Source organism: Dawidia cretensis (assembly GCF_018598175.1).
GTDB lineage: Bacteria > Bacteroidota > Bacteroidia > Cytophagales > Cyclobacteriaceae > Ohtaekwangia > Ohtaekwangia cretensis.
Genome location: NZ_JAHESE010000011.1, coordinates 152850 through 175293, shown reverse-complemented (window position 1 = coordinate 175293; position 22444 = coordinate 152850). Strand labels below are relative to the sequence as shown.

The 22444-nt window shown below is 53.3% G+C and carries 18 protein-coding genes; 7 read left to right on the top strand and 11 right to left on the bottom strand.

Translation table 11 applies throughout. The features are described from left to right. Both KK062_RS13490 and KK062_RS13485 read right to left on the bottom strand, forming a co-directional pair. Positions 1-471, bottom strand: a 471-nt coding sequence (locus tag KK062_RS13490; protein WP_254084833.1) for a hypothetical protein, incomplete at its 3' end; no start/stop codon positions are given. 4 nt (positions 472-475) lie between these two features. Beyond that, the gene (locus KK062_RS13485; protein WP_254084832.1) at positions 476-688 is read right to left on the bottom strand and encodes a hypothetical protein; all 213 of its coding nucleotides are present in this window, start codon (positions 686-688) and stop codon (positions 476-478) included. A gap of 291 nt (positions 689-979) precedes the next feature. On the opposite strand from KK062_RS13485, the gene KK062_RS13480 reads away from it, so the two are divergent. The 5 genes from KK062_RS13480 (at position 980) to KK062_RS13460 (ending at position 6966) form a co-directional block, all read left to right on the top strand. Next, positions 980-2260: a TlpA family protein disulfide reductase gene (locus tag KK062_RS13480; protein WP_254084831.1), complete on the top strand. Its 1281-nt coding sequence runs from the start codon at positions 980-982 to the stop codon at positions 2258-2260. A gap of 123 nt (positions 2261-2383) precedes the next feature. Beyond that, positions 2384-3469, top strand: a complete 1086-nt coding sequence (locus tag KK062_RS13475) for an alkene reductase (protein ID WP_254084830.1) — start codon at positions 2384-2386, stop codon at positions 3467-3469. 19 nt (positions 3470-3488) lie between these two features. Further along, complete coding sequence (locus tag KK062_RS13470; protein WP_254084829.1) at positions 3489-4484, top strand: helix-turn-helix transcriptional regulator; 996 nt, start codon at positions 3489-3491, stop codon at positions 4482-4484. A 111-nt stretch (positions 4485-4595) separates the two neighbouring features. Continuing rightward, complete coding sequence (locus KK062_RS13465; RefSeq protein WP_254084828.1) at positions 4596-5642, top strand: SDR family NAD(P)-dependent oxidoreductase; 1047 nt, start codon at positions 4596-4598, stop codon at positions 5640-5642. 49 nt (positions 5643-5691) lie between these two features. After that, positions 5692-6966: an MFS transporter gene (locus KK062_RS13460; RefSeq protein WP_254084827.1), complete on the top strand. Its 1275-nt coding sequence runs from the start codon at positions 5692-5694 to the stop codon at positions 6964-6966. On the opposite strand, the gene KK062_RS13455 is transcribed toward KK062_RS13460, so the two are convergent. From KK062_RS13455 to KK062_RS13445, 3 genes are all read right to left on the bottom strand, one after another. After that, positions 6963-7841: a porin family protein gene (locus KK062_RS13455; RefSeq protein WP_254084826.1), complete on the bottom strand. Its 879-nt coding sequence runs from the start codon at positions 7839-7841 to the stop codon at positions 6963-6965. The genes KK062_RS13460 and KK062_RS13455 overlap by 4 nt on opposite strands. 88 nt (positions 7842-7929) lie before the next feature. Beyond that, on the bottom strand, positions 7930-8622 hold the full coding sequence (locus tag KK062_RS13450) for a DUF421 domain-containing protein (RefSeq protein ID WP_254084825.1): 693 nt from the start codon (positions 8620-8622) through the stop codon (positions 7930-7932). Positions 8623-8640: 18 nt separating this feature from the next. After that, positions 8641-9594 (bottom strand): bestrophin family protein, encoded by a 954-nt coding sequence (locus tag KK062_RS13445; protein ID WP_254084824.1) that lies wholly within the window; start codon positions 9592-9594, stop codon positions 8641-8643. Positions 9595-9871: 277 nt separating this feature from the next. On the opposite strand from KK062_RS13445, the gene KK062_RS13440 reads away from it, so the two are divergent. Together KK062_RS13440 and ppsA are read left to right on the top strand one after the other, a co-directional pair. Further along, a complete protein-coding gene (locus tag KK062_RS13440; protein WP_254084823.1) occupies positions 9872-11080 on the top strand; it encodes a sensor histidine kinase in 1209 nt (402 codons plus the stop codon). A gap of 93 nt (positions 11081-11173) precedes the next feature. Further along, positions 11174-13618 (top strand): phosphoenolpyruvate synthase, encoded by a 2445-nt coding sequence (gene ppsA, locus KK062_RS13435; protein WP_254084822.1) that lies wholly within the window; start codon positions 11174-11176, stop codon positions 13616-13618. A gap of 163 nt (positions 13619-13781) precedes the next feature. Here the strand turns inward: ppsA and KK062_RS13430 are convergent, their stop codons facing one another. The 6 genes from KK062_RS13430 to KK062_RS13405 form a co-directional block, all read right to left on the bottom strand. Beyond that, the gene (locus KK062_RS13430; protein WP_254084821.1) at positions 13782-16739 is read right to left on the bottom strand and encodes a glycosyl hydrolase; all 2958 of its coding nucleotides are present in this window, start codon (positions 16737-16739) and stop codon (positions 13782-13784) included. A gap of 14 nt (positions 16740-16753) precedes the next feature. Continuing rightward, complete coding sequence (gene rhaM / locus KK062_RS13425) at positions 16754-17068, bottom strand: L-rhamnose mutarotase (RefSeq protein WP_254084820.1); 315 nt, start codon at positions 17066-17068, stop codon at positions 16754-16756. 83 nt (positions 17069-17151) lie between these two features. Beyond that, positions 17152-17739 carry a LutC/YkgG family protein gene (locus tag KK062_RS13420; protein ID WP_254084819.1) on the bottom strand — a complete coding sequence of 196 codons (588 nt, stop codon included), beginning with the start codon at positions 17737-17739 and terminating at the stop codon, positions 17152-17154. Then, the gene (locus KK062_RS13415; protein WP_254084818.1) at positions 17723-19123 is read right to left on the bottom strand and encodes a lactate utilization protein B; all 1401 of its coding nucleotides are present in this window, start codon (positions 19121-19123) and stop codon (positions 17723-17725) included. The genes KK062_RS13420 and KK062_RS13415 overlap by 17 nt, the downstream gene beginning before the upstream one ends. Then, positions 19117-19851, bottom strand: a complete 735-nt coding sequence (locus KK062_RS13410; protein WP_254084817.1) for a (Fe-S)-binding protein — start codon at positions 19849-19851, stop codon at positions 19117-19119. The genes KK062_RS13415 and KK062_RS13410 overlap by 7 nt, the downstream gene beginning before the upstream one ends. A gap of 198 nt (positions 19852-20049) precedes the next feature. Continuing rightward, complete coding sequence (locus tag KK062_RS13405; protein WP_254084816.1) at positions 20050-22410, bottom strand: ABC transporter permease; 2361 nt, start codon at positions 22408-22410, stop codon at positions 20050-20052. Positions 22411-22444 lie beyond the last annotated feature (34 nt).

The following is a 22444-nucleotide window of genomic DNA, read 5'->3' as shown; positions in this document are numbered from 1 at the left end:
ATAGCGCAGCTCGCTGCGGTGGGTTAAGGTAACGGCGGTGTTGGCGGCCAGGCTAAAGAACTGACGGCCCTGGTAAACGGCTTCACGCTCGACAGCCGGGCGTCGGGCGACCTGCTGCACTTCCGCGTGCGACTGCTGCACCAACCAGACCACCGCCGGGATCAGTACCACCAACACCGCTGCAACAGCCATCCACGATGACGGCAGCCCGAGGCGTATAGGCCGCGCGGTAACTCCTAAAATCGTTTCCAGCGAACGGCGCTTGATATGGGCAGACCGTTGGCGGTCTTCGTCGCGAATGGCCAGCCGACGCGGATTGTTTATGTAAAACAGTTGATGCTGGTATATCTGCTCCCCCAGGACTTTGCTCAGCTGGCCGTCTGCCAGCAAGCGCATAACCTGTTCACGCTCCCGGGCGGTTGCCGTGTTATTCAGAAACCGATCTACCAGGTCGTGAATCGCAGTGCTCATGCCGTTATGAATGCAAAGATGATTGCACGCGACCGACGACGCTTTCATGAAATACTTTATACGCCCTATACTCGGCGTTCAGAATTTCAAAAAGCTCGGCATTGTCCAGGTACTGCAACTGTCGTTCTTTTGGGTCCATGTGGGGGTCGTTTTCGCCCGTTCCGGTCAGGTTCCTGAACGGTTTCAGCGACGGGGGGAGTTGAAGATCTTCCAGCATAAAACAGAATTTACTTTGGCAAGCGTAGCATTACATGAATTTTCTTTCGAAATACCGCACAATAACAAATTTTTATATCACCTTTCGTTTACCTAAAAGAGCGGTAAAAATTGCGTTGGTATAAGAAGAAACCCCATCTTTTTTAGGTACTTCACACCCGTACTGTTATGCTGTTATCAAAAAGACTCCCGGTATACTATACACCTTAAAAATCCCGTTGAAAGTAATACCGGAGTAAACATTCGGGTACACGAAAGTTTATACCTTGCTACACGTCTTTTATACCGTTCCATGTCTGTATCTGCTGTCGCCAACGCCTCCTCTGCCCGGTTTATCGTATGGGCTACGCTTACGCTAGCGGTTTTCCTATTGTTTGTCCACGAAAAGGTGTCAGGCCAGGAGAAACGTAAGATTTCACACCCGCGCACCCTTGCCGTGCCTTTGTCGCCGAAAGCCGTGACGCAACGTGCAATCGCCGAGATCAACCGCATTCGCAATGTGATGATTATAACCCAGGAGAAGGCGGGTATACCCTATATGCGCAACGTATTCCGAGAACCGTGGATCGCGCAAACATTCATGTCTGTGAACCGCGCCGATACCATCCAGGGCGCCAGCTTCCAGCTATATATCCTGGAAGATACTTTTCGCTTACGAATAGCATACGACGGAAACCACCTGGTTGAGATCGACGACGACGAGCCCGAAAGGGTACATATAACGGACCTGCGAAAATATCCGGATGAAGCTCGCGGGATCATGGGCTCCCTGCACCTGTCCATCCGAAACATCATGGAGCAGGCACTAAAACGAAACGCGACGCTCAACACCACCGAAGAGAACGACTCGCTAAAACTGGAAGTATTGTTTCCCGACCTTTATATAGAATTGGAGGCCACACGTGTCGTGATTGCGAAGGACACTGTCGGCTTCGTTTCACGTTATGTTATATACCTGGACAAGCATACGTTTCTTCCCATCAAGCTCCTGCGTGACATGCCACACCAAACTACGATGGAGACTATTCTGTTCCAGCGTATCAATTTTACAGACACGCTAACAATCGACGCATTAAAAACACCGGCCGGCAGTGTTACGACAACCTTCGCCGCAACCGATAGTTTGCCGGCCGCCAAACGACGAACCGGTATAAACGACCTGACCGGGAAGTCTGTTCATGAATGGAAACTGGCACAGGTCGGTGGCGATACATTATCCTTCATGGCATTGAAAGGTAAAAAGAGTGTGATCGTTTTTAACTCCCTCGGCTGGAAACCCTGCATGCAAGTGCTCCCATTTCTGGCCCGACTGGCCGCCACTCCGGGTGTAACGGTAGTGAGTATCGAACCCTTTATTACCAATCAGGATGCCCTAAAAAAACACCGGGAGACACACGTGATCGGGTACCCCATCGTAATGACCAATCGTATGTTGAAGAAAACATATCCTGGCGTGCAGGTGCCGACCTTCCTCCTGACGGACTCCGGAGGCATTATTCGCGAAGTGATTGTGGGCTACGCCGGTCTGGCTACCGAAGCCGCTGTGCAACAAGCACTGCAGCGGCTGCATTGATTTGATCAAACAACCAGGTTGTCGCACCGAACTTCCGTCCGATACGACTATTTTCCCGCCTTTTATGACTATTTTAGGTCTATTGAATGGGGCACCTTTGGTGAAACATTTAATTCCTACAGCATGAAAACGCTTTTTGCGCCGTACAACAAGCACGGCCTTTCGTTAAAAAACCATATGGTAATGGCCCCCATGACCCGCAGCCGCGCCCTCGGCAATATTCCCAACGACCTCATGGCTACCTATTACGGGCAGCGGGCCGGGGCGGGTCTGATCATTACCGAAGGCACCGCGCCCGCGCCGGAAGGCCTGGGCTATCCCCGCATTCCGGGCATCTTCTCGCCCGCACAAACGGAAGCCTGGAAAAAAGTAGCTACCGCGATCCATGCCAACGGCAGCAAGGTCTTTATGCAGCTGATGCACACGGGGCGCGTCGGCCACCCGGCCAACCTGCCCGCGGAGGTTGTGATGCGCGGCGTGTCGGCCCAGAAAGCGGCCGGACAGATCTGGACTGACACAGAAGGTATGCAGGATTATGGTGATCCCGTACCGTTTACTACGGCTGAAGTAAAGGAACTGGTGCAGCAGCATATCGCGGCTGCTAAAAACGCCGTGGCCGCCGGCTTCGACGGTGTGGAGCTGCACGGTGCCAACGGATACCTTATTGAACAGTTCTTACACCCCGTTGTAAACGATCGCACCGATGCGTATGGCGGATCGGTTGAAAAACGCGCGGCGTTTGTCCTGGAAGTGGTGAAGGGAATTGCCGACGCGATTGGTAAAGAGAAGGTCAGCCTCCGGATTTCGCCATACAATACCTATAACGACCTGAGTCTATACGATGCTGCCGAGGTACAACGTACGTATGAATACCTCGCCCGGAAGCTGAACGATATCGGCATTGCCTATATTCACATCAGCACAAACCCGGCCACGACACCGCAGACACTGCAAGCGATCCGCAACGCTTTCCAACATACCATCATTCTTTGTAACGAGCTCACAGCAGAATCGGCAGAAGCAGCGTTGCACGCAGGCATAGCAGACCTCGTGGCATTCGGACGGCCGTTCCTGGCGAACCCCGACTTCGAGAAACGCATCGCCGCCGGTGCACCCCTGAACGAAGCCGATTTCAGTACAGCCTTTACGCCGGGTGAAAAGGGCTACTTAGACTATCCCTTGCTGCAACCCATTGCCCAGGTATCCTGAACCTTAATCCCGAATCACGATGGCGCTCGAGTTTGAATTTACTGTTGGCCAGGAGTTTCACTTCACGAATCTCTTTGCACAGCGCTTTGGCGCCACCGTGTCGGGTGACCAGTTGAACTTTCCGGAGTCGCTCGGGCAGGGGTATATCCGCGAAGTATACCTTGACCACGGTGTTGCCTTGTGCATGCACCGCCATACGCTCGTACAGCCCCTCACCTTGCGACGCCTGGAGGCGCCCGGGTCCGCCGATTTCCTGAGCATTAAATTCAGCGGGCATCGCGCGCATCCGCGCGACAGCAATGCTTATTCGGTTGAGCTTACAACGTGCAATCTCTTCTCGACGATCACCCTCCCGGCCGCCATGCTCACCGACATTGTGGTCATCAACATTCCACGACAGCATTTATTGGCGCTCTTAAAAATCACCGGCGGCTGTGAGCAACAGCATGCGACGGAGGAAGCGCATCGCTGTTTGCGACAGATCCTGGCAGAAAGCCCTTCCTTTGTCCTGCACGAAGCGATGACGCCTGAGCTTGAGCGTGTACTCGGGCAGTTGGCCGAGATCGATGAGCACACGCCGCTCGCCTCCCTGCTATACCAGACGCGTACGCTGGAGATGATTTACCTGTTGTTTGCCCGCATCCTTCGCCGCCCGACAACTACGTCGCTGCCAGTGCATCAACAGGATGCCGAAAAGATCTACGCGGTGCGCAGTGCGTTGTTAGCCGACCTGCGCGAACCGCCGCGCCTGGCGCAGCTCGCCGAAGATGCGGGCATGAGCCTCACGAAAATGAAGCAGCTCTTCCGCCAGGTATTTGGCGACAGCATTTACAATTATTACCAGGCAGTCCGCATGGAAGAAGCCGCACGCCTGCTCTCGCATCTCTCCGTGTCGGAAGCAGGATACGAGGTAGGCTTCACTAACCTGAGCCACTTTACGCGTTTGTTTGAGCGACACCATCGCCTGAAGCCAAAGCGCTACCAGGAATCGCTGCGCAGCGCGCTGCCGGCATAAGTGCGACGCATCACTTCCGCAAAGGTGTGGACAATAATGCCCCAAACGTCCCTCCTGCCGGCGGATTTGCTGCGCCCGCTTTTTGCTGCAATAGTGAAAAAAGATCTCACTATGGCACTGCTCGGAATCCCCTCGCTGTCTTTGTTTTCCACCCGCAACCGCCTGCTGCTGGCCGGTGCTGCCGGCGTCGTGGGCCTGATGGCCTATGCCCGTTGGCGGCAGGAGCAAAATCGTTTTTCACTCGCCGGCAAGGTCGTGCTGATCACCGGCGGCTCGCGTGGTCTGGGCCTGGTGTTGGCCCGCATGCTGGCTGCGAAGGGCGCACGCCTGGCAATCTGCGCCCGTACAGCCGAAGCGTTGGACGAAGCCCGGCAAGAATTGGAAATGCTCGGCGCCCCCGTGCTCACGCTGTCCGTGGACCTGACGGATACCCAACAAGTAGACACGATGCTCCGACAGATCGTAGACCACTACGGACGGTTGGATGTACTCATCAACAATGCCGGCACCATCCAGGTAGGACCGCAGGAAGCGCTGGACATCGAAGATTATGAGAAGGCCATGAAGACCAACTTCTGGGCTGCGTTATATACCATGCTCGGCACCATTCCCTATTTCCAGGCGCAAGGGGGCGGACGTATTGTCAACATCACCTCGATTGGCGGCAAAGTAGCCGTGCCGCATCTCCTGCCCTATACGGCCAGCAAGTTTGCGTTGGTAGGGTTATCCGAAGGCATGCACACGGAGCTGAGAAAACACAATATACAGGTAACGACCGTTGTACCCGGGCTTATGCGCACCGGCAGTACGGGCCACATCACCGTGAAAGGTGACCATGCCGCCGAGTACCGGTGGTTTAAAGTCTCCGCGTCGTCGGCACTGCTTTCCGTGAAGGCCGAGACCGCGGCGGCCAACATCATCGATGCCCTGGAGTATGGAAGGCCCGAAGCGATTGTGTCGATGAGCACACGCATGGCGACGGTGTTAAAAGCCGTAGCCCCCGGCTTGATGACCGGTCTGCTCAACATTGCCGAGCGATTCCTGCCCGACAACGTGCCGGGTGGCGAGGTGGCCAGGCAAGGGTCGGAAAGCGAGTCCCTGCTTTCGCGCATCCTGGGAAAAAGAAGTGAGACGGCGGCGCTGCAGAACAATGAATAATTTTTCCAATCTTGCCGCATCGCCCCGAGAGAATCAGGACGACTGACAGATGCCGCGCCTTGAACTCCCTTTCTTAAAAGCTTTTCAGAGCTACAATTACCGGCTCTATTTTGCAGGACAGTCCGTGTCACTCGTCGGCACCTGGATGCAACGTACTGCCGTGTATTGGCTCGTCTACGAGAAGACGCAGTCGTCGTTTATGCTCGGTACAGCGGTTTTTGCTGCGCAGTTCCCCTCATTTTTGTTCTCCATCGTTGGTGGCGTAGTCTCCGACCGATATAATCGGTACCGCGTGATGCTGCTCACGCAGGTGGCGTCGCTCATTCAGGCGGTATTGCTGACGACACTGGTATTGCTTGGGTTGGATTCCGTCTGGAACATCCTTTCACTGAGTGTTGTGCTTGGCATTATCAATGCCTTTGACGTGCCTGCGCGGCAGGCCATGGTCTACGACATGGTGAACAACAAAGAGCATCTGCCCAATGCCATTGCCCTGAACTCTTCCATGGTCAACACGGCACGTCTGATCGGCCCCGCCATGGCGGGCATTGTACTGGAAGAATTTGGCGCCAATATTTGCTTTTCCATCAATGCCGCCAGCTTTATTGCCGTGCTAATGTCATTGTTTTGTATGCGCCTCCCCCGGTATATACCGAAGCCCCGAACCAACGATGCGATGACCGACTTGCGCGAAGGATTTCAGTACCTGCGCAAGACACCCAGCATCAGTACGGTCATGCTGATGCTTGCCTGTATCAGTCTATTGTCGCTGCCGTACATCACCCTACTACCGGTCTATGCGCAGGAAATCTTCCAGGGACGAGCATCAACTTTTGGATACCTGAATAGTTTTGTGGGACTCGGTGCCGTCAGCGGCGCGATCTTCCTCGCCTCACTCAAAGCCGGCAGCAACCTGAAGAAAGTATTATTCTTCAATACGCTCGTTTTCGGCGTAGGGCTTATCTGCTTTTCGCACCTGACGAATTTCCCCGTAGCGTTAGTGTTTATCGCCATTACCGGCTTCGGTATGATGTCGCAAACCACGTTGAGTAACACACTGATTCAGACAGCTGTTACCCCGGCAATGCGTGGCCGGGTATTAAGCTATTATGCCATGGCGTTCTTTGGAATGCAGCCCATCGGCAGTTTGTTGATCGGTGCCGTGTCCCATTACGTCGGGGCACCCAATACATTGTTATTACAGGGAGTCGCCACGCTCCTGATTGCGTTTATCTTCTTTCCCTTTCTGCGACGTGATGTGCTGCGCCGTCGCCACCGGATGAAGATGGAGCAATTGGAAGAACGGTCTATCGAGACGACCTAGTTCCTGAACTTGCACTTCTTGCGCAGATACTTGTCCCGATTGTATAGTTTCTTCTGAGGGTTCTTATTTACTTCCCACGGAATATAATACTGCAGCGATACGTTCAGGAGGAAGTAGCCATCATTTGTATCGGGATTGCCACGCCTGCCGATGGTGGTGGGCGGCGCGTATTCGGCGCGACGGTCGGACAATGCGCGGGCCAGGTCACTCTTCAGCGAGGCCGGGTCGGGATAACGAAGAGCGCTCACATCGTCCATATAGTCGGTAAAGGTGAAACGGTAACCGCCTTCGATCAACAGGTTGTAAAAGGGATTAAGCTTAATGCGAGCGCCCAGACCAACCGGTATGACAGGTGTCACGCGGCTGTAGCGTACTCCTTCGGTTTCGATAGGCTGAAGTGTGTAGCGCTTGCCCAGGTATTCAGTGGTGGGATTAAAACGCATAACGCCCACACCGGCAAACGCATGTAGGTTTATGCCAGGACGATCTTCGAAACGAAAACCTTGCGGCACCAGGTTGATTATACCAATGGCAGAAAACTCGAAGTTGCTGGAAGCAAACGACAGGTTGCGTACGCGCCGCCCATCCTCCTCATTTCCCGGCGCGTCGGCATCGTCGCCTGAGGTGCGAAACCAGGCGAACTGTCCGCGGGCACTGAAGCGCTTGGTAAAATAATACTCGGCACCCAGGATAACACTGGGGTTAAGCTTGCCAAGGTCGCCCGAGCCGGTGATTTCTCCAAAATAAGTAGATGTGCCAACGCCCAGGTTTACCATCAGGTCGCGATTCCAGCGCACAGAACGGAAGTCCTGCGCCTGGCCGAGGAACGGCATGAACAGGATTAACGTAACGACGGAAACTATATTTCTTTTCATGTAAGATTTGAAGGTCCAAAAATAAAATACTTTAACCAACCGACAGGCAATGGATACATTTAAAAATACGGACCAACACGCTGCCAAGTTACGCAATGCGGCGCGTGTTTAGTGCTCTCACCCACTCTTCGTGCGCACATACCGGGCAATGATGCCTGCCAGGGGCCAACATCTCGGTATGTCCGCAGAAAGCGCAAGCATATATGGCCGGGTGTTGAACCTCGGGACTTTTTCGGCAAAACTCATCGGGCAACAATGGCAGCCCGGGACGCACTTCTTCATCCGGGTAAAATAGTACGCTAAAATCTCCGTTTGTCTCCAGAATAGCGCACTTCACCTGGCCCAGGTGCTCTACTTGCCGCACGCGCAGCTCGGCAAAAAATTCATCCTGTGAAAGCGACTCTTTCTTAAAATCATCGAAGGCGAATTTTCCTTCGCGTATGAGATAGATCGCTTTTCCTTCTATCAGGTTTTCAAACCAGATACTTTTGGCCATTAACCAGGTCACCAGGCGATAAACACCAATGATCGCGACAAAGACCATGATGGCATGCATCATGCCGACGTCTTCATAGAACATGGGGTCGCCCGCGGCCGACCCCAACGATATAATAATGACGACTTCAAAGATCGATAGTTGGCGCACACCCCGCTTGCCCACCAGTCGCAAGGCAATGAGCAGGACGACGAACATTACGACAGAACGGAATAACACTTCCAGCAGAAATACTGCCGGCAGGTCGTTCCATAATACCCGGCTCCACTCAAAAATCTCTTTCATACTAACGATATAAATAGATTAGAATATGATGCCACCATTATTTTTTGGAGCCGGCGGGAGGTTTTCGTCGCCCCATTGCTCTTTGACGTTTGTCTCGATGGTGCGGCAGAGGCTTGTCAGCGGTACATCTTCCAAACGGTTCTCAAAAGGATCTTCGCTACGCTCTCCGATCAGGTCGAGGGAATGAAAGATGAACGAGATCAACACGGAGATCGGGATCATGATCATGCCCATCTCGTCCACAAACGCGAAGGGCAACATGGTAGCATGCAGCACCACAAACACGCGGGAGAAGAAACTATAGTGCCGGGGCAAGGGTGTATTTTTGATGCGCTCGCAACCACCCTGCACGTTATTAAATTCCACCAATGTCTCTTCGAGCTTTACCAGGCGATAATCTGACAACCAGCCCTGCGAAAAGGCATAGCGTAGATCTTCCGCCTGTAGCTCGAGCAGAAAGTTGGGTGGATTGTTTTTCTTGCTGAAGATGATATACTCCGACGGTTGCAGGAAGGGTTCCGCATCGTGGTACTCATTTTCTACCTGAAACAGCTCCTCCTGTCCTGTTTCGTTGTATTTATACTTCCGACGCAGAAAGACACGCAGGGCATTGACATAGGCAATGTGCCGGTGCAAGAGCTTTTCTTTGAAGGCTATGATCTCCTCGGGGCTGGTGGCATCGGGATCGTTGAGAAAGGTTATGACCTGACGTGTCCAGGCGCGACTGTAGTTTACCAACGTGCCCCATAAGCGCCGTGCTTCCCACCAACGGTCGTAGGCACTGTTGTTCTTAAAACCCAGGAAGATCGCCAGGGCTGTGCCGAAGGCGGTGATGGCATAAAAAGGTATGGCGAGATTAATACCCTGGTGGTGTATCCAATACACCATTATCGCCAATACGAGATAATACAATAACCCTTTCCACGTGTAAAATAAGATAAGGCTCCACTTCAGGTTTCTTCGTAAAATCATAGGAGGTTTTCAGATGAGTATTAAAAAAGCTTAAATTTTTGCACCATGCTGTGTTTGCGGTTGAGAGATATCGTTGTCGTCATTGGCACCATTTTTTGACACTCTTTTCTCAGAGTTTGTGGAATATTCCTCCCAACGGCTGGGGCACCAAAAAATGTGTGTTTTCTTTTCCCCATTTCCCCGTTATTCATCGGACTGATAGTTCTAAAACCTGACAATTCACGGGGGTACGGGGTTTTAGCGGGGTATTGTCGTCGCAAACTCAAACTTCATTGCATTGAAACTAAAACCGGAATTAAAAATCCTAGTGCTGGATGATGACGTGGAAGACGTTGAGCTAATCGCCTGGGAATTGCAAAAAGGCGGCGTGAATTTCCAACTCAGACATGTCAGCACCAAAGAGTCCTTTGTCACCGCATTAAAAGAGTATAATGCCGACGTGATCTTATCGGATCACTACTTACCGCAATTCGATTCATCGGAAGCCCTGCAACTATGTTATGCCAACAAAGTAGACATTCCCTTTATATTAGTGTCGGGAGCGGTATCTGAAAACTTTGCCAACGATACGATCAAAGAAGGAGTCGATGACTATATCCTCAAAACAAGCTTAACACGTTTGCCCGCGGCCATAAACAAAGCATTAAAACAACATGCTTTGCACCGGGCCAAGCTCAATGCGGATGCAGAGTTGAAGTTTAAAAACAATCAGCTGTTGCGTACCATTGAAGAGCTGAGCAAGATCAACAAAGAGCTTGACACTTTTGTCTATAGTGTTTCGCACAATCTGCGGGCGCCGTTGATGTCCGTGCTGGGCATTCTCAATCTCGTGAAGCTGGAAGACCAGCACAACAACAACGGCTCGCTGTCTACTTATCATGCGATGATTGAAGAAAGCATTCTGAAGCTGGACGAGACGCTGAAAGATATTCTGGATTATTCCCGCAACGCGCGAAAAGACATTCGTATCGAGCGTGTGGATCTGAACCGCATCATCAACGATAACCTGGAGCGCATGCGGTTTATGGCCGGTTCGGAAAACATAACCCAGACCGTTACGATTCAAGAACCGGTACCTTTTTACTCAGACCAGTATCGATTGTCGGTAGTTTTTAATAACCTGATCTCTAACGCTATTAAGTATAGCGACTTACAGAAGAAAAACTCGTTTATCGAAATTCAGGCTACGGTTTCGAAGACTTCGGCACACGTCGAGATCAAGGACAATGGCATCGGTATCAATTCCGACTATATTGCGAAGGTGACGGAGATGTTTTTCCGCGCCACCGACGAGAACGAAGGGTCGGGCCTGGGTCTATATATTGTAAAAGAGGCCGTGGAGAAACTTCATGGCACCATGACGATCGAATCGGAACTCGGTATAGGTACCCGGTTTGTACTGGATTTGCCCAATTTTATACCGGCAACTATAGCAGATCACATAGAAGATAAGGTGGCCGTTAAAGGTCAGCAACACACTTCCTAATCTGAGAACAAAACCCCGAAAATAGTCTATTACAAACGTTTGCATAAGGTTATAAATTGACATTTTTTTGCTGTTCAATTAATAACCCAAAGCATGCAGACGTCATATCAATTTACCATCGGTCTCAACGAGGTGGGTATGGAACACCTTGACCTTGTCGGAGGAAAGAACGCCTCCCTGGGCGAAATGATCCGCAACCTGACGCCACGAGGTATTGCCGTTCCAGACGGCTTTGCCATTACGGTCACCGCATACCGGGCGTATCTCCAACATAATAACCTGGACGCGAAGATCCACGAGATCATCTCTTCTATTGACATGAGTAACCTGATCTCCCTGCGCAAGGGCGGTACACAGTTGCGTCAGTTGATCCGCAACGGCCGCTTCCCGCAGGCGATGGAAGATGAAATCAAAATACGGTATGCAGCATTGTCGCGCCAATACGATCAGGATGCTACCGATGTTGCTGTACGCTCGAGCGCCACAGCGGAAGACCTGCCCGATACATCCTTTGCCGGCCAACAGGAAACCTATCTCAACGTGCGTGGGCCGGAGGGGTTGTTGGAATCTGTCCGCAACTGCTTTGCTTCGTTGTTTACCGACCGGGCGATCTCCTACCGTGTTGACTTTAACTTTGATGCCTTTGATATCGGGCTGTCTGTCTGCGTACAAAAGATGGTACGCGCTGACCTGGCTTCATCCGGCGTTGCCTTCTCGCTGGATACCGAATCGGGCTTCCGCGATGTGGTAGTCATCAACGGATCGTATGGTTTAGGTGAGCTACTGGTGCAGGGCGCCGTGTCGCCCGATGAATATATAGTCTTTAAGCCGGCGTTGGAAAAAGACTTCGAGCCCATCATTGAAAAGAAGCTCGGCCGCAAGGATCAGAAGATGGTATATGGCGACGACCCCGGTCAGCTCACGAAGGTATTAAACGTTCAGCGTGAGGCACGCGATCGTTTCTGTCTGAACGACCGGCAGGTGTTGCGCCTGGCGGAATGGGTCTGCATTATTGAAAAATATTACTCAGAAAAGCGCGGCTCGTGGTGCCCGATGGATGTGGAATGGGCTGTAGACGGCCTTACCAATCGCCTTTTCATCGTACAGGCTCGCCCGGAGACGATCCACTCCCAACGGGAGCGCGATAATTTTATAGAATACACGATCACAAAGCCCGCTCCTGCCGAACGCATCGTGCGCGGGATTGCCGTAGGCGACAAGATCGCTTCGGGCAAGGTGGTCATTATGTATTCGCTTGACGGCCGCGATGGCTCACGCGACGGCATTGAATTCCAGGCAGGCGATGTTCTCGTAACAGACATGACCGACCCGGACTGGGAGCCGATCATGAAGAAGGCCGCCGCCATTGTCACCAACCGGGGCAGCCGTACGTGTCACGCCGCCATTGTGGCTCGCGAGCTGGGCGTACCGGCGATCGTGGGCAGCCTGGACGCAACCTCTATCCTACGCGACGGCATGACGGTAACGGTGTCATGCTGTGAAGGCGATGTGGGGTATGTTTACCGCGGCGAGCTCCCGTTTGAGAAAACAGAAACCAGCTTAAAGGATCTTCCCACGGTGTCGACGCCCATCATGCTGAACGTTGCTTCGCCGGAGCTGGCGTTCAAGTTCTCGGGTATACCCAATGCCGGCGTGGGCCTGGCGCGGGAAGAGTTTATCATCAACAACTATATACAAGTACACCCGCTGGCATTGTTGCAACACCGTGAGTTGAACGACGCCGGTTTGACGGAGCGCATCAAAGAGCTGACGCGCGGATACGAAAGCGAGGAAGCATTCTTCGTGCACAAGCTATCGTACGGTGTTGCCAAGATCGCTGCCGCGTTTCACCCGAACCGCGTCATTGTACGGTTCTCGGATTTTAAGAGCAACGAGTATGAAAACCTGCTGGGTGGTAAATACTTTGAGCCGAAAGAAGAAAACCCGATGCTCGGTTGGCGCGGGGCTTCACGCTACTATTCCGAAGAATACCAACGCGCCTTTGGGTTAGAATGCAAAGCCATTAAGCGCGTGCGCGAGCAGATGGGCTTGCAGAACGTGGTAGTGATGATTCCCTTCTGCCGCACCGTGGGTGAACTGTTGAAAGTTTATACGGTGATGGAGAACTATGGTTTGAAACGTGGCGAGGATGGTTTGGAAGTATATCTGATGGCCGAGATTCCTTCGAACATTCTAATGGCCGATGAGTTTTCACAGCATATCGATGGATTCTCGATCGGCTCGAATGACCTGACTCAGCTTACGTTGGGACTGGACCGCGATTCGGCGTTGGTGGCTGAGCTCTACGACGAACGCAACGATGCCGTGAAGCGTATGATCTCGATGCTGATCAAGACGGCAAAGAAACACGGTGTGAAGGTCGGTATTTGTGGACAAGGGCCTTCTGACTTCCCGGACTTTGCGGAGTTCCTGGTAAAGGAGGGTATTGATAGTATCTCGGTGACGCCCGATTCGGTGTTGAAGACGATGCGGGTGTTGGGTAAGAATTCGAAGAAAGAAGTACCGGAAACCGTGTAGTTTAGTTACTGATTGGTTAGCATGAAGCCACTTCACGTTGAAGTGGCTTCTTTTTTTTGGCTGGCGTAAAAAAAGCCGGCGTATCAAGCCGGCCCAATCAATTAACCCATATCAAAAGTATAGACTCCTCTACCGCGAACTGTCCTGCACTATGCCGCCTATTTTAGGGCGCAGGATCAAAATACTCCAGCGACACAAGCTTCACCGGACCGAGCAATCCCGAGGGACGCGGCTGCCACTGGGCTGCGCTGAATATACCGTCTACGCGGTTCTCTGCTTTACGCGCGGCGATGTTGACATTGTAGAACTTCTTCCAGAATACACCCTGTTTGTCGAGATTGGCAATGCGATTGGCCATGAGGTTGGACACTGTCACGGTCAACTCGTTCTGATCCTTCAACAGGGCTATATTGATATTTACGCGGTATACCGGTCCCAGCAGGGTGTCGAGCACCTGGCCGTTTAAGGTAACAACCGCACTCTCCTTTACCGCGCCCAGGTCGAGACACCAGGCAACGGCTGAATCGGTAGGACGAGGAAAAGATATAGTATACGTGGCTGTTCCCGAAAATGCTTGCAGGGAAGGCGCGTCAAGACCGGTCCATGAACACAAGGTATCCATCGTCATGGGGGACGGTAATTCCGGACCTCCCTTTGTAAATGTTAGCTTCCAGGGACCCCGCAACGGTACGGTATCTGCCGTGGGACGATAATACAGAAATCCAACCGGCGCGATCGGGCCATCATGAAATTGTATCAGGATACTCTGCCCGGGCTGTAGGTCCAGGTATACCTCCTGGTTTCCCTGGGGGGACACACGACTTGCACCGCGGCCTATCATACCGCCCATGGGGTCATAGGCGATGACATTGACATCGTTGCTGGCGCTTGCCGACAACGAAACCCATCCGGTGTAGGCACGATCACCGGGGTTGTTAATAAAGTAGACGTAATCATCGTCACCGTCCCGCTTGCGGATATACCGCAGGCCATTATCGACCAGCGACTCGCGCCGAATAGCGACAACCTTCAGCAACGCTTCGAGATCATTGCCTTCCAGTATCATACCACTGCCCCATTTTCGTTCCTGTATACCGCGGGAGCGGGTCGAAGCCGGGATTTGCATCCACGCGCGAAAGTCCTTTTCCTGCCCGGGCGTCACGTTGTTGCCCGCCAGGGCCTCCGGCAACCCACCATAGGCCAACACGGTAGCTCCGCCATGGACCAATGTCATGATGTGATCGAGTGTCTTCCAGGGTATATAGCGGCTATGCGGAAGTACGATAACCTGATAGTCGCTACCACCGGAAGTTCGGATGCCGGGCTTGCCGATTGAGCAGTCTTGCAGCTGGCGATCCGATATATAGTCGAACGCGTAGCCCCGGTCGTATAGGGTTGCCGCGGCCGCGGCAAAGGTGGTGCTGTCAAATTGTTTGCCGATGCCGTCGAAGTGTTCGATCATTTCTTTACCCGGTGTGGAAAACCGGTCGTAAATCGGCAGGTATAGCAACACATCCTGATCGGGCCGGGTGCGTTGCAGCCAGGATTGGCAACGGGCTATGTAGGAGTTCAGCGCCCCCGCGTGGTCCCACTGCGGGTTGCGTGGGTTCATGTGCCCGGCGGCGTAAAACAAACGCCCCGGCCAGGGCTCGCCGGGTGGCGAATAACAGGTGCCGTGATAAAATACATGGTTGACGCCGTTGACAAAAAACCGGTCGATGGCACCCTTGATGTCGTGCAGGTTGGATTCAAAATGCTCGTTGAGCCACGTCGCTGCCTCTGCCGAAACCAGCTTCTTACCCGACACGTGGGCCGACGACGAGGCCATCTTGATCCGGAGCGGTTCGATACCTTCGATCTCAGGAATATCGATGGCGGCATATAGGTCGAGGATGTTCGCAGGCGATCCGTGTGCCTGGTTGCGGATAATCTTTTTATAGCCGTGCGCCCATTCGCGCCACGGCGTGGTAAAGTTTTGTAAGATCAGGTCGGAGATTGTCTCGCGGTAGTCGCAGAGCACACGGGCATTTTTTTCGGCCGTGTCGTTGCCAAACAACGCCGGCAGGTAATTTCGCAGATCATAACCCCGACGTTTTTCAAACGCTGTAAACAACGTGGGTGTCCAATCGGCCGCGCCACGGGCATCGTCTACTTCGTACGAATCGTTGAAGAAAGCACGCAGCGTTTTCAGGTCTTTGCCGGCAAAGGCACTGTCGAAGTTTTGCAGGTAGTGCTGCAAGGCTTCCACCGAGAAGTGGTCGATGACATTGCCTTCTCCCCCGGGTCCGGCGCGCTCCACCATCTTCCCATGCCAACCTTGAAATATAGCGTATAGTGTCCAGGTGCCGGGTGGGGCAGTCCACGTCAGGCTGCCATCTGCCTGGACCTGGTCGGTGAGATTCCTGACCTCGTTGTTGGGTCCGTAGGCCATCAACGTTTGTAATGCCAGGGGCCTTTCGAACTGGACCTGGTCGATGGCCAGAGCTTGCAGATTCTTATTGACCGCGATGGGCCGTCGCAGGGTGCGGATGTCGAGTGGCGGACGGGTAAAACCAACCATGAGTGCCTGGCCCCGCGCAGTGGTGGTGGTCGAATCATGAAATGAATGGCCGATCGCCCGGAGATACGGAGGTTGTACAAACGTGACCTTTTCGGCTAGCCGTTGTCCGCCCATGACCGTATATACCTGGTGGTACATATTCTTGCAGGCATCGGCGTCGCCAATCCAGGGACCGCCGAAGGGCCAGCCCGTGCCCGTAGCCATGTCGATGCCCAGGCCGAGCCGCTCGGCCTCTTGTAAGGTAAACAACAACATCTCCATCCACTGCGGCGACAAGAAGTCAATAAAGGTTGAGTCTTCGCCGTACACGCCATAGATCGGGGTGATCTCCAGTCCGCCGATGCCGGCATGTTGGTAGGCTTCCAACTCGGCCGTAATGCCGGCGCGGGTTACAGCGCTGCCGTGCCACCACCAACGGCTCCAGGGCTTAGCTTGCCGGTCGCCGGTCGACCACACGGGATTATACGCCGGCTTCCAACATCCGGCCAGCAAGAACATTACAAGCACCCCGGCCAGAATGCTTTCTACTATAATAGAGCCAACACGTTTATTCATCATCATGGGTCAGTACGGTATTAGGCCAGGTAAAAAACCTCGGGCAGTGGTTTACTTACCGGCGAATGATCCGGATTGGTTTCCATGATGTCGGCCATGTAGGTCCACCAGCGACGAATAGCTTCCTGGTTGCCTAAGGCTTGTGAGTCGGCAGCACCGTCGACCTTCTGCACGGCAAACAATGTGTCGGTATCTCCATCAAAAAATATAGCGTAGTCGTGAACGCCCGCTTCCTGTAACAGGGCTTTTACTTCGGGCCACAGAGCGTCGTGGCGGCGGGTATATTCCTCGCGGCAGCCAGGTTTAAGCTTCATTTTAAAAGCAATGCGCTTCATCGGTATTCGGGGGTAACAGTAAACGTTCATTAAGCTAGGCACTACAGACACGGGGATGTATCCTGTACCATCCCGGTAACGGACTACGACAGCTGCAACAGAAAGACAGTCATGCTTTTAGGACCATGCGCGCCCAACACCAGCGACTGCTCGATGTCGGCGGTCTTGGAAGGACCGGCGATGAACGTTCCCAATTCATACTGTTCCGAGCCGATGCGGGCATAGGCCTCTTGCATGGTCGGCACCAGATCTTCCACCCGCAGTACCAGGGCAATATGTTGCGCAATAAACGGCAACGCCCGGTCGGGCATGCGGCTGTCGGTCAACCAGGCTGCACCATTTTCGGCAACGCCGAAGTACGGCTCCAATACAATCAGGTCTACATCTTCAAAGCTGTGCGGGTCAGCCGGTGTCACCGCAGCAGGAAGGTCGAGTGCCGGTACCGCGGAAATGATGCGCTGTGCCGATGTGAAGGTGCCGCGGATATAGTCCATAATCTCGTGCCAGGAGAACACCCGCACGACGTTGCCACCAATGCCGGTCAGTGTTGTCTCAAAACGTGTTGTGAGCTCTTCGACGGTAGCGGTATGCTGCGTCGGCAGCGCCGGCGACGTGGATGTCGACCTCATCCCGGCCTTTAATACTTGCAGTATTTTATCTCTGCTGTCCATGCTGTTGTCGGTTTTGGCGGTACCATTCCTGGAACGACTGCCGGGGCACTGCCGGCATTTCGCGTTGTTTGTACCACGGGTTTAGTTTGTTGTTCACGAGCGACGGCATATATTTCATAAACCACCGCCCTGCTGCACCGCTCCACCGGTAGATTCGCGGACGCGCCAACACGGCGGCCATACCCATCAAGCCCAACTTCTTCACGCCGCCTACATACCCCTGCCGTGCAAGCACTTGCCGCCAGTCATAGAGTTGCTCATGTATGTTGATCTTTACCGGACACACATGGGTACACGACCCGCACAACGTCGAGGCAAAGGGCAAGTCGGCATGTTGCTTCATGTCGAGTGCCGGCGCCAGGATCGCGCCGATGGGTCCGGCAATGGCATAGTGGTAGCTATGCCCGCCGCTGCGCCGGTATACCGGGCAGGTGTTCATACACGCACCGCAGCGAATACACTTCAGCGCATTGCGGAAGCTTTCCTCCTGTAAGCGTGCACTGCGACCGTTGTCCACCAACACGATATGCATAGTCTGCCCCGCACGCGGACGACGGAAGTGACTGGAGTATGTCGTAACGGGCTGGCCGGTAGCGCTGCGCGCCAGCAATCGTAAGAAGATGCCCAGGTCTTTGCGTTCGGGAATGATCTTTTCAATGCCCATGCACGCAATGTGTACATCGGCCAGTTGCACGCCCAGGTCGGCGTTGCCTTCGTTGGTACACACCACAATCTCCCCGGTTTCGGCCACGGCAAAGTTTACCCCCGTGATGGCGACGCGGCTGGTCATGAACCGCTGGCGCAGGTGCTCACGGGCAGCCCCCGTGAGAAACTGGGGGTCTGCATTGCCGGCCGGTGTGCCGAGGTGCTTATGAAACAATTCGCCGATCTCTTCTTTCTTCCAGTGAATGCAAGGCAACACGATGTGGCTAGGCGGTTCACCCGCCAGTTGCACGATGCGCTCGCCAAGGTCTGTGTCGACGACGGTTATACCCTTCTTGTGTAAGTAATCATTCAAGTGACATTCTTCCGTCAGCATCGACTTGCTCTTGACGATGTTGGTCACGCCGGCCTGTTGGATGATGCGGTGTACAATCTGATTATGCTCTTCAGCGTTGGCCGCCCAGTGTACGGTGACTCCGTTGCGTTGAGCCTGTGCCTCGAACTGCAACAGGTAATCGTGCAGGTTGTCGAGTACACGGTTTTTAATTTGCGACGCTGCCTCGCGCAGGTCTTCCCACTCCGGCATGGTGCGGGCAGCGCGGTCGCGTTTTTCGCGGATGAACCACAGTGTCTTGTCGTGCCAGTCCACACGCGCTTCGTCGCGGTTAAACTTTTCGGCCAGCGTGGCGTGATCCTGCCGGGGTTGTGAAGGGCTTACCATGCGTTGAGGATTTCGGCGACGTGTACAATTTTCGTGGGGCTGTTCTGGCGACGCAGAATGCCATCCAGGTGCATCAGGCACGACATATCGTTACCGGTGATGAAGGCCGCACCGTGTTCCTGGTGATCGGCCACGCGGTCCTTGCCCATCTTTACCGACACCGCTTCTTCTGCCACGCAGAAAGTGCCCCCGAATCCGCAACATTCATCCGCGCGGTTGAGCTGCACCAGCTCGAGCCCTTCTACCATGCCGAGCAGGTGGCCGGTCTTGGAGAACGGAGGCGCTACCAGCTCCGACATCTGCGACAGCTTTAACCCGCGTTGTCCATGGCAACTTTGGTGCAGGCCGACACGGTGCGGAAAGCGGCTGGTCAACGTCTTTACCTGTAATACGTCGGTGAGGAATTCCACCAGCTCATAGGTACGTTGACGAATCAATACCACCTTTTCTTCGGCGCCGTCTACATGCAAGTGATCTTTGATATGCAGCACACAACTTCCTGACGGCGAGACGATGTAATCGCAGTCAGCAAAGCTCTCCACGAAGTTCTCATTACAGCCTGTCGCCAGGTGCTCGAAGCCTGAGTTGGCCATGGGTTGCCCGCAGCAGGTTTGCCGCGTGGGATATATTACTGTAACGCCCTGTTTTTCCAATAATTCCAGCGTTGCTATCGCTACGTGGGGATAGAACTGGTCTACGTAACAGGGCACAAATAACGCCACCTTCATAGTTTATCTGTCGGCACGTCTGTGCGTGTCATTTTATCAACACTTAAAGTTAGCGGATTCAGTGTTAAATAAAATGATCGGCCAGGATTCTATAACACGCAGAGAAAGTGACCTTTATTTCTTACGAATAAAGATAAACAATCGCGGTGCTGCAAACTGTCATGTGCTGGCCGGTAGCCCGATTATACTATAAGGCGCTTATTCATGCCGCAATGTTTGTACGGGGTCTTTGGTGGCGGCACGAAGGGAATGATAGGCGACGGTAAGGACCGAGACGACAAAGCAAGCCAGGGCGGCGATGAACGGCACCAGGTACCCAACCTCCACATGGTAGGCATAGCTCTCCAGCCACTTGTTCATGAAGTACCACCCAACCGGGCAACCGATAACAGCCGCCACGGCTACCAGTACGCTGAACTCCTGCCCCATCAATCGAACCAGGCCGGAGGTCGATGCCCCCATGGCTTTGCGAATGCCAAGCTCTTTGGTGCGACGCTCGGCCGAGAAAGCCGAAAGGCCAAACAATCCGAGGCAGCTGATGAAGATCGATACGATCGAAAGAACATTAAACACCTTGCCCCGTTGGGATTCGGATTTATAGTATTCTTCCCAGTCATGGCTCAGGAATTTATAACGCAACGGGTATTGCGGAAGATATTCCTTCCAAAGCTTCTCCGTAGACTGCAAGGCTTCTGCGGTCTTGCCGGCTTCGGACCGGATGAGCATGCAGTTCATCCACGCGGTATCGATGCGCATGATGAGTGGCTCGACGGCGCTGTGCAACGAACCGAAGTTAAAGTTTTTGACCACGCCGATGACTTTGCCTTTTTGGTCCCACATGGTGATCTCGCGGCCGACAATATCGTTTAACCCGATCTTCGCGGCGGCGGCCTCATTCAAGACATAGTTATCGCTGTCCACCACCTGGCTGCGGTCGAATGCCCGGCCTTCGGCCATCTCCATTTTTAATGACTGGACAAAGTCGTAGTCCACGTTCATGTTGGAGAACAGTATTTTGTCTTCGGGATCCTTACCCTCCCACTGCACACCATACGTGGAGTTGCCCACACTGATCGGCGACTGGCTGGACGCCGTAACGCTTTCGATACCCGGCATGGCCAGAAGCTGGTTGCGGAACGACTCGTACTTCTTCGAAAGACCTCCTTCCATCCAAATCGAATATAGATTCTGGCGGTCGAAGCCAATGTCGCGATCTTCCATGAAGCTCATTTGCCGGAACACCACGATGGTGCTAATGATCAATATAATCGAGAGCGAGAACTGTACGACCACAAGCGACTTGCGAAAGGTCGCGGCGCGGTTGCCACTCTTGAGCTGTCCTTTCAATACCTGCGCCGGCTTGAACCCGGCGATGATCAGGGCTGGATAGCTCCCGGCAGCAAAGCCGGTAAAGACTATGATGCCGGCGAAGATGAACCATACGATAGGGTCGACCGCATGAAGCTGCACATCCTTGCCTGTTAAGATATTAAACCCCGGCAGAAGCATAAATGTCAGCAGGACCGCGATCGCAGCGGAAAGCACTACGGTAAAGAACGACTCGGCCATAAACTGCCGGAACAGCTGGTGCGGCACAGCGCCGATCACCTTACGCAACCCTACCTCTTTGGCCCGCTTGGTAGCCTGGGCGGTAGAGAGGTTCATAAAGTTGATACAGGCGATGAGCAGTACGAAGGCTGCTACAATCAGGAATATATTCACGGTCTCGATGCGCCCGCCCGACTGCACGCCGTTGTCAAAATCACCATACAGGTAGGCGTCGCCATAAGGTTGTACAAATAACGAGACGTTCGTTTTGGCCTCATGGGTTGCTATCTCGTCGCGGAACTTATTCGAGAAGCTCGTTACGTCTGTTCCCCTGGTCAACACCAGGTAGGTGCGCACGTTGTTGTTATCCCACTCATCGAGCCACTCTTTGTTCACGTCGAAAAAGACCTGGAAGGGCAACAGGTATTCAAACTGCATCGAAGCGCTTTTAGGAATTTCTTCTAACACCCCTGTTACCGTATAGGTCTTTTTGGTGTCTACCTGGAGGATCTTACCCAACGCCGCCTGGGCGGAGCCAAAATAACTTTCAGCCATCTTACGACTGATCACGACGGAGCTCTTGTCTTTTAATGCGGTATTGACATCGCCCACCAGTAGTGGGAACGTGAACATCTGCAGAAAGTCCGGGTCTACATAGATTCCCTCGTTATAGAACGATTTTTCACCAAATTGAAAGAGCAGGTTTTCTCCCCACGTAACACGCGTGGCCAGCTCGATCTCGGGGTATTTATCTTTAATAAAAGGAGCCATGGGCCCAGGAGTAGCGGCCCAGGTATAGATCCTGCCGTCGGATGCCTTCTGATTTTCCATGACGCGGTAAAGCCGGTCGGACTGCGCATGAAACTTGTCGACCTGGAGCTCGTCGAATACCCATAATAATATGAGCAAGGTGCTGCAAATGCCGAAGGCAAGGCCCAGGATGTTTACACCCGAGAAAAGCTTGTTTCGGAAAATGTTTCGGAAGGTGATCAGCAGATAGTTCTTAATCATACCGGTAGCGTTTTGATGCAATGTGACAATGACA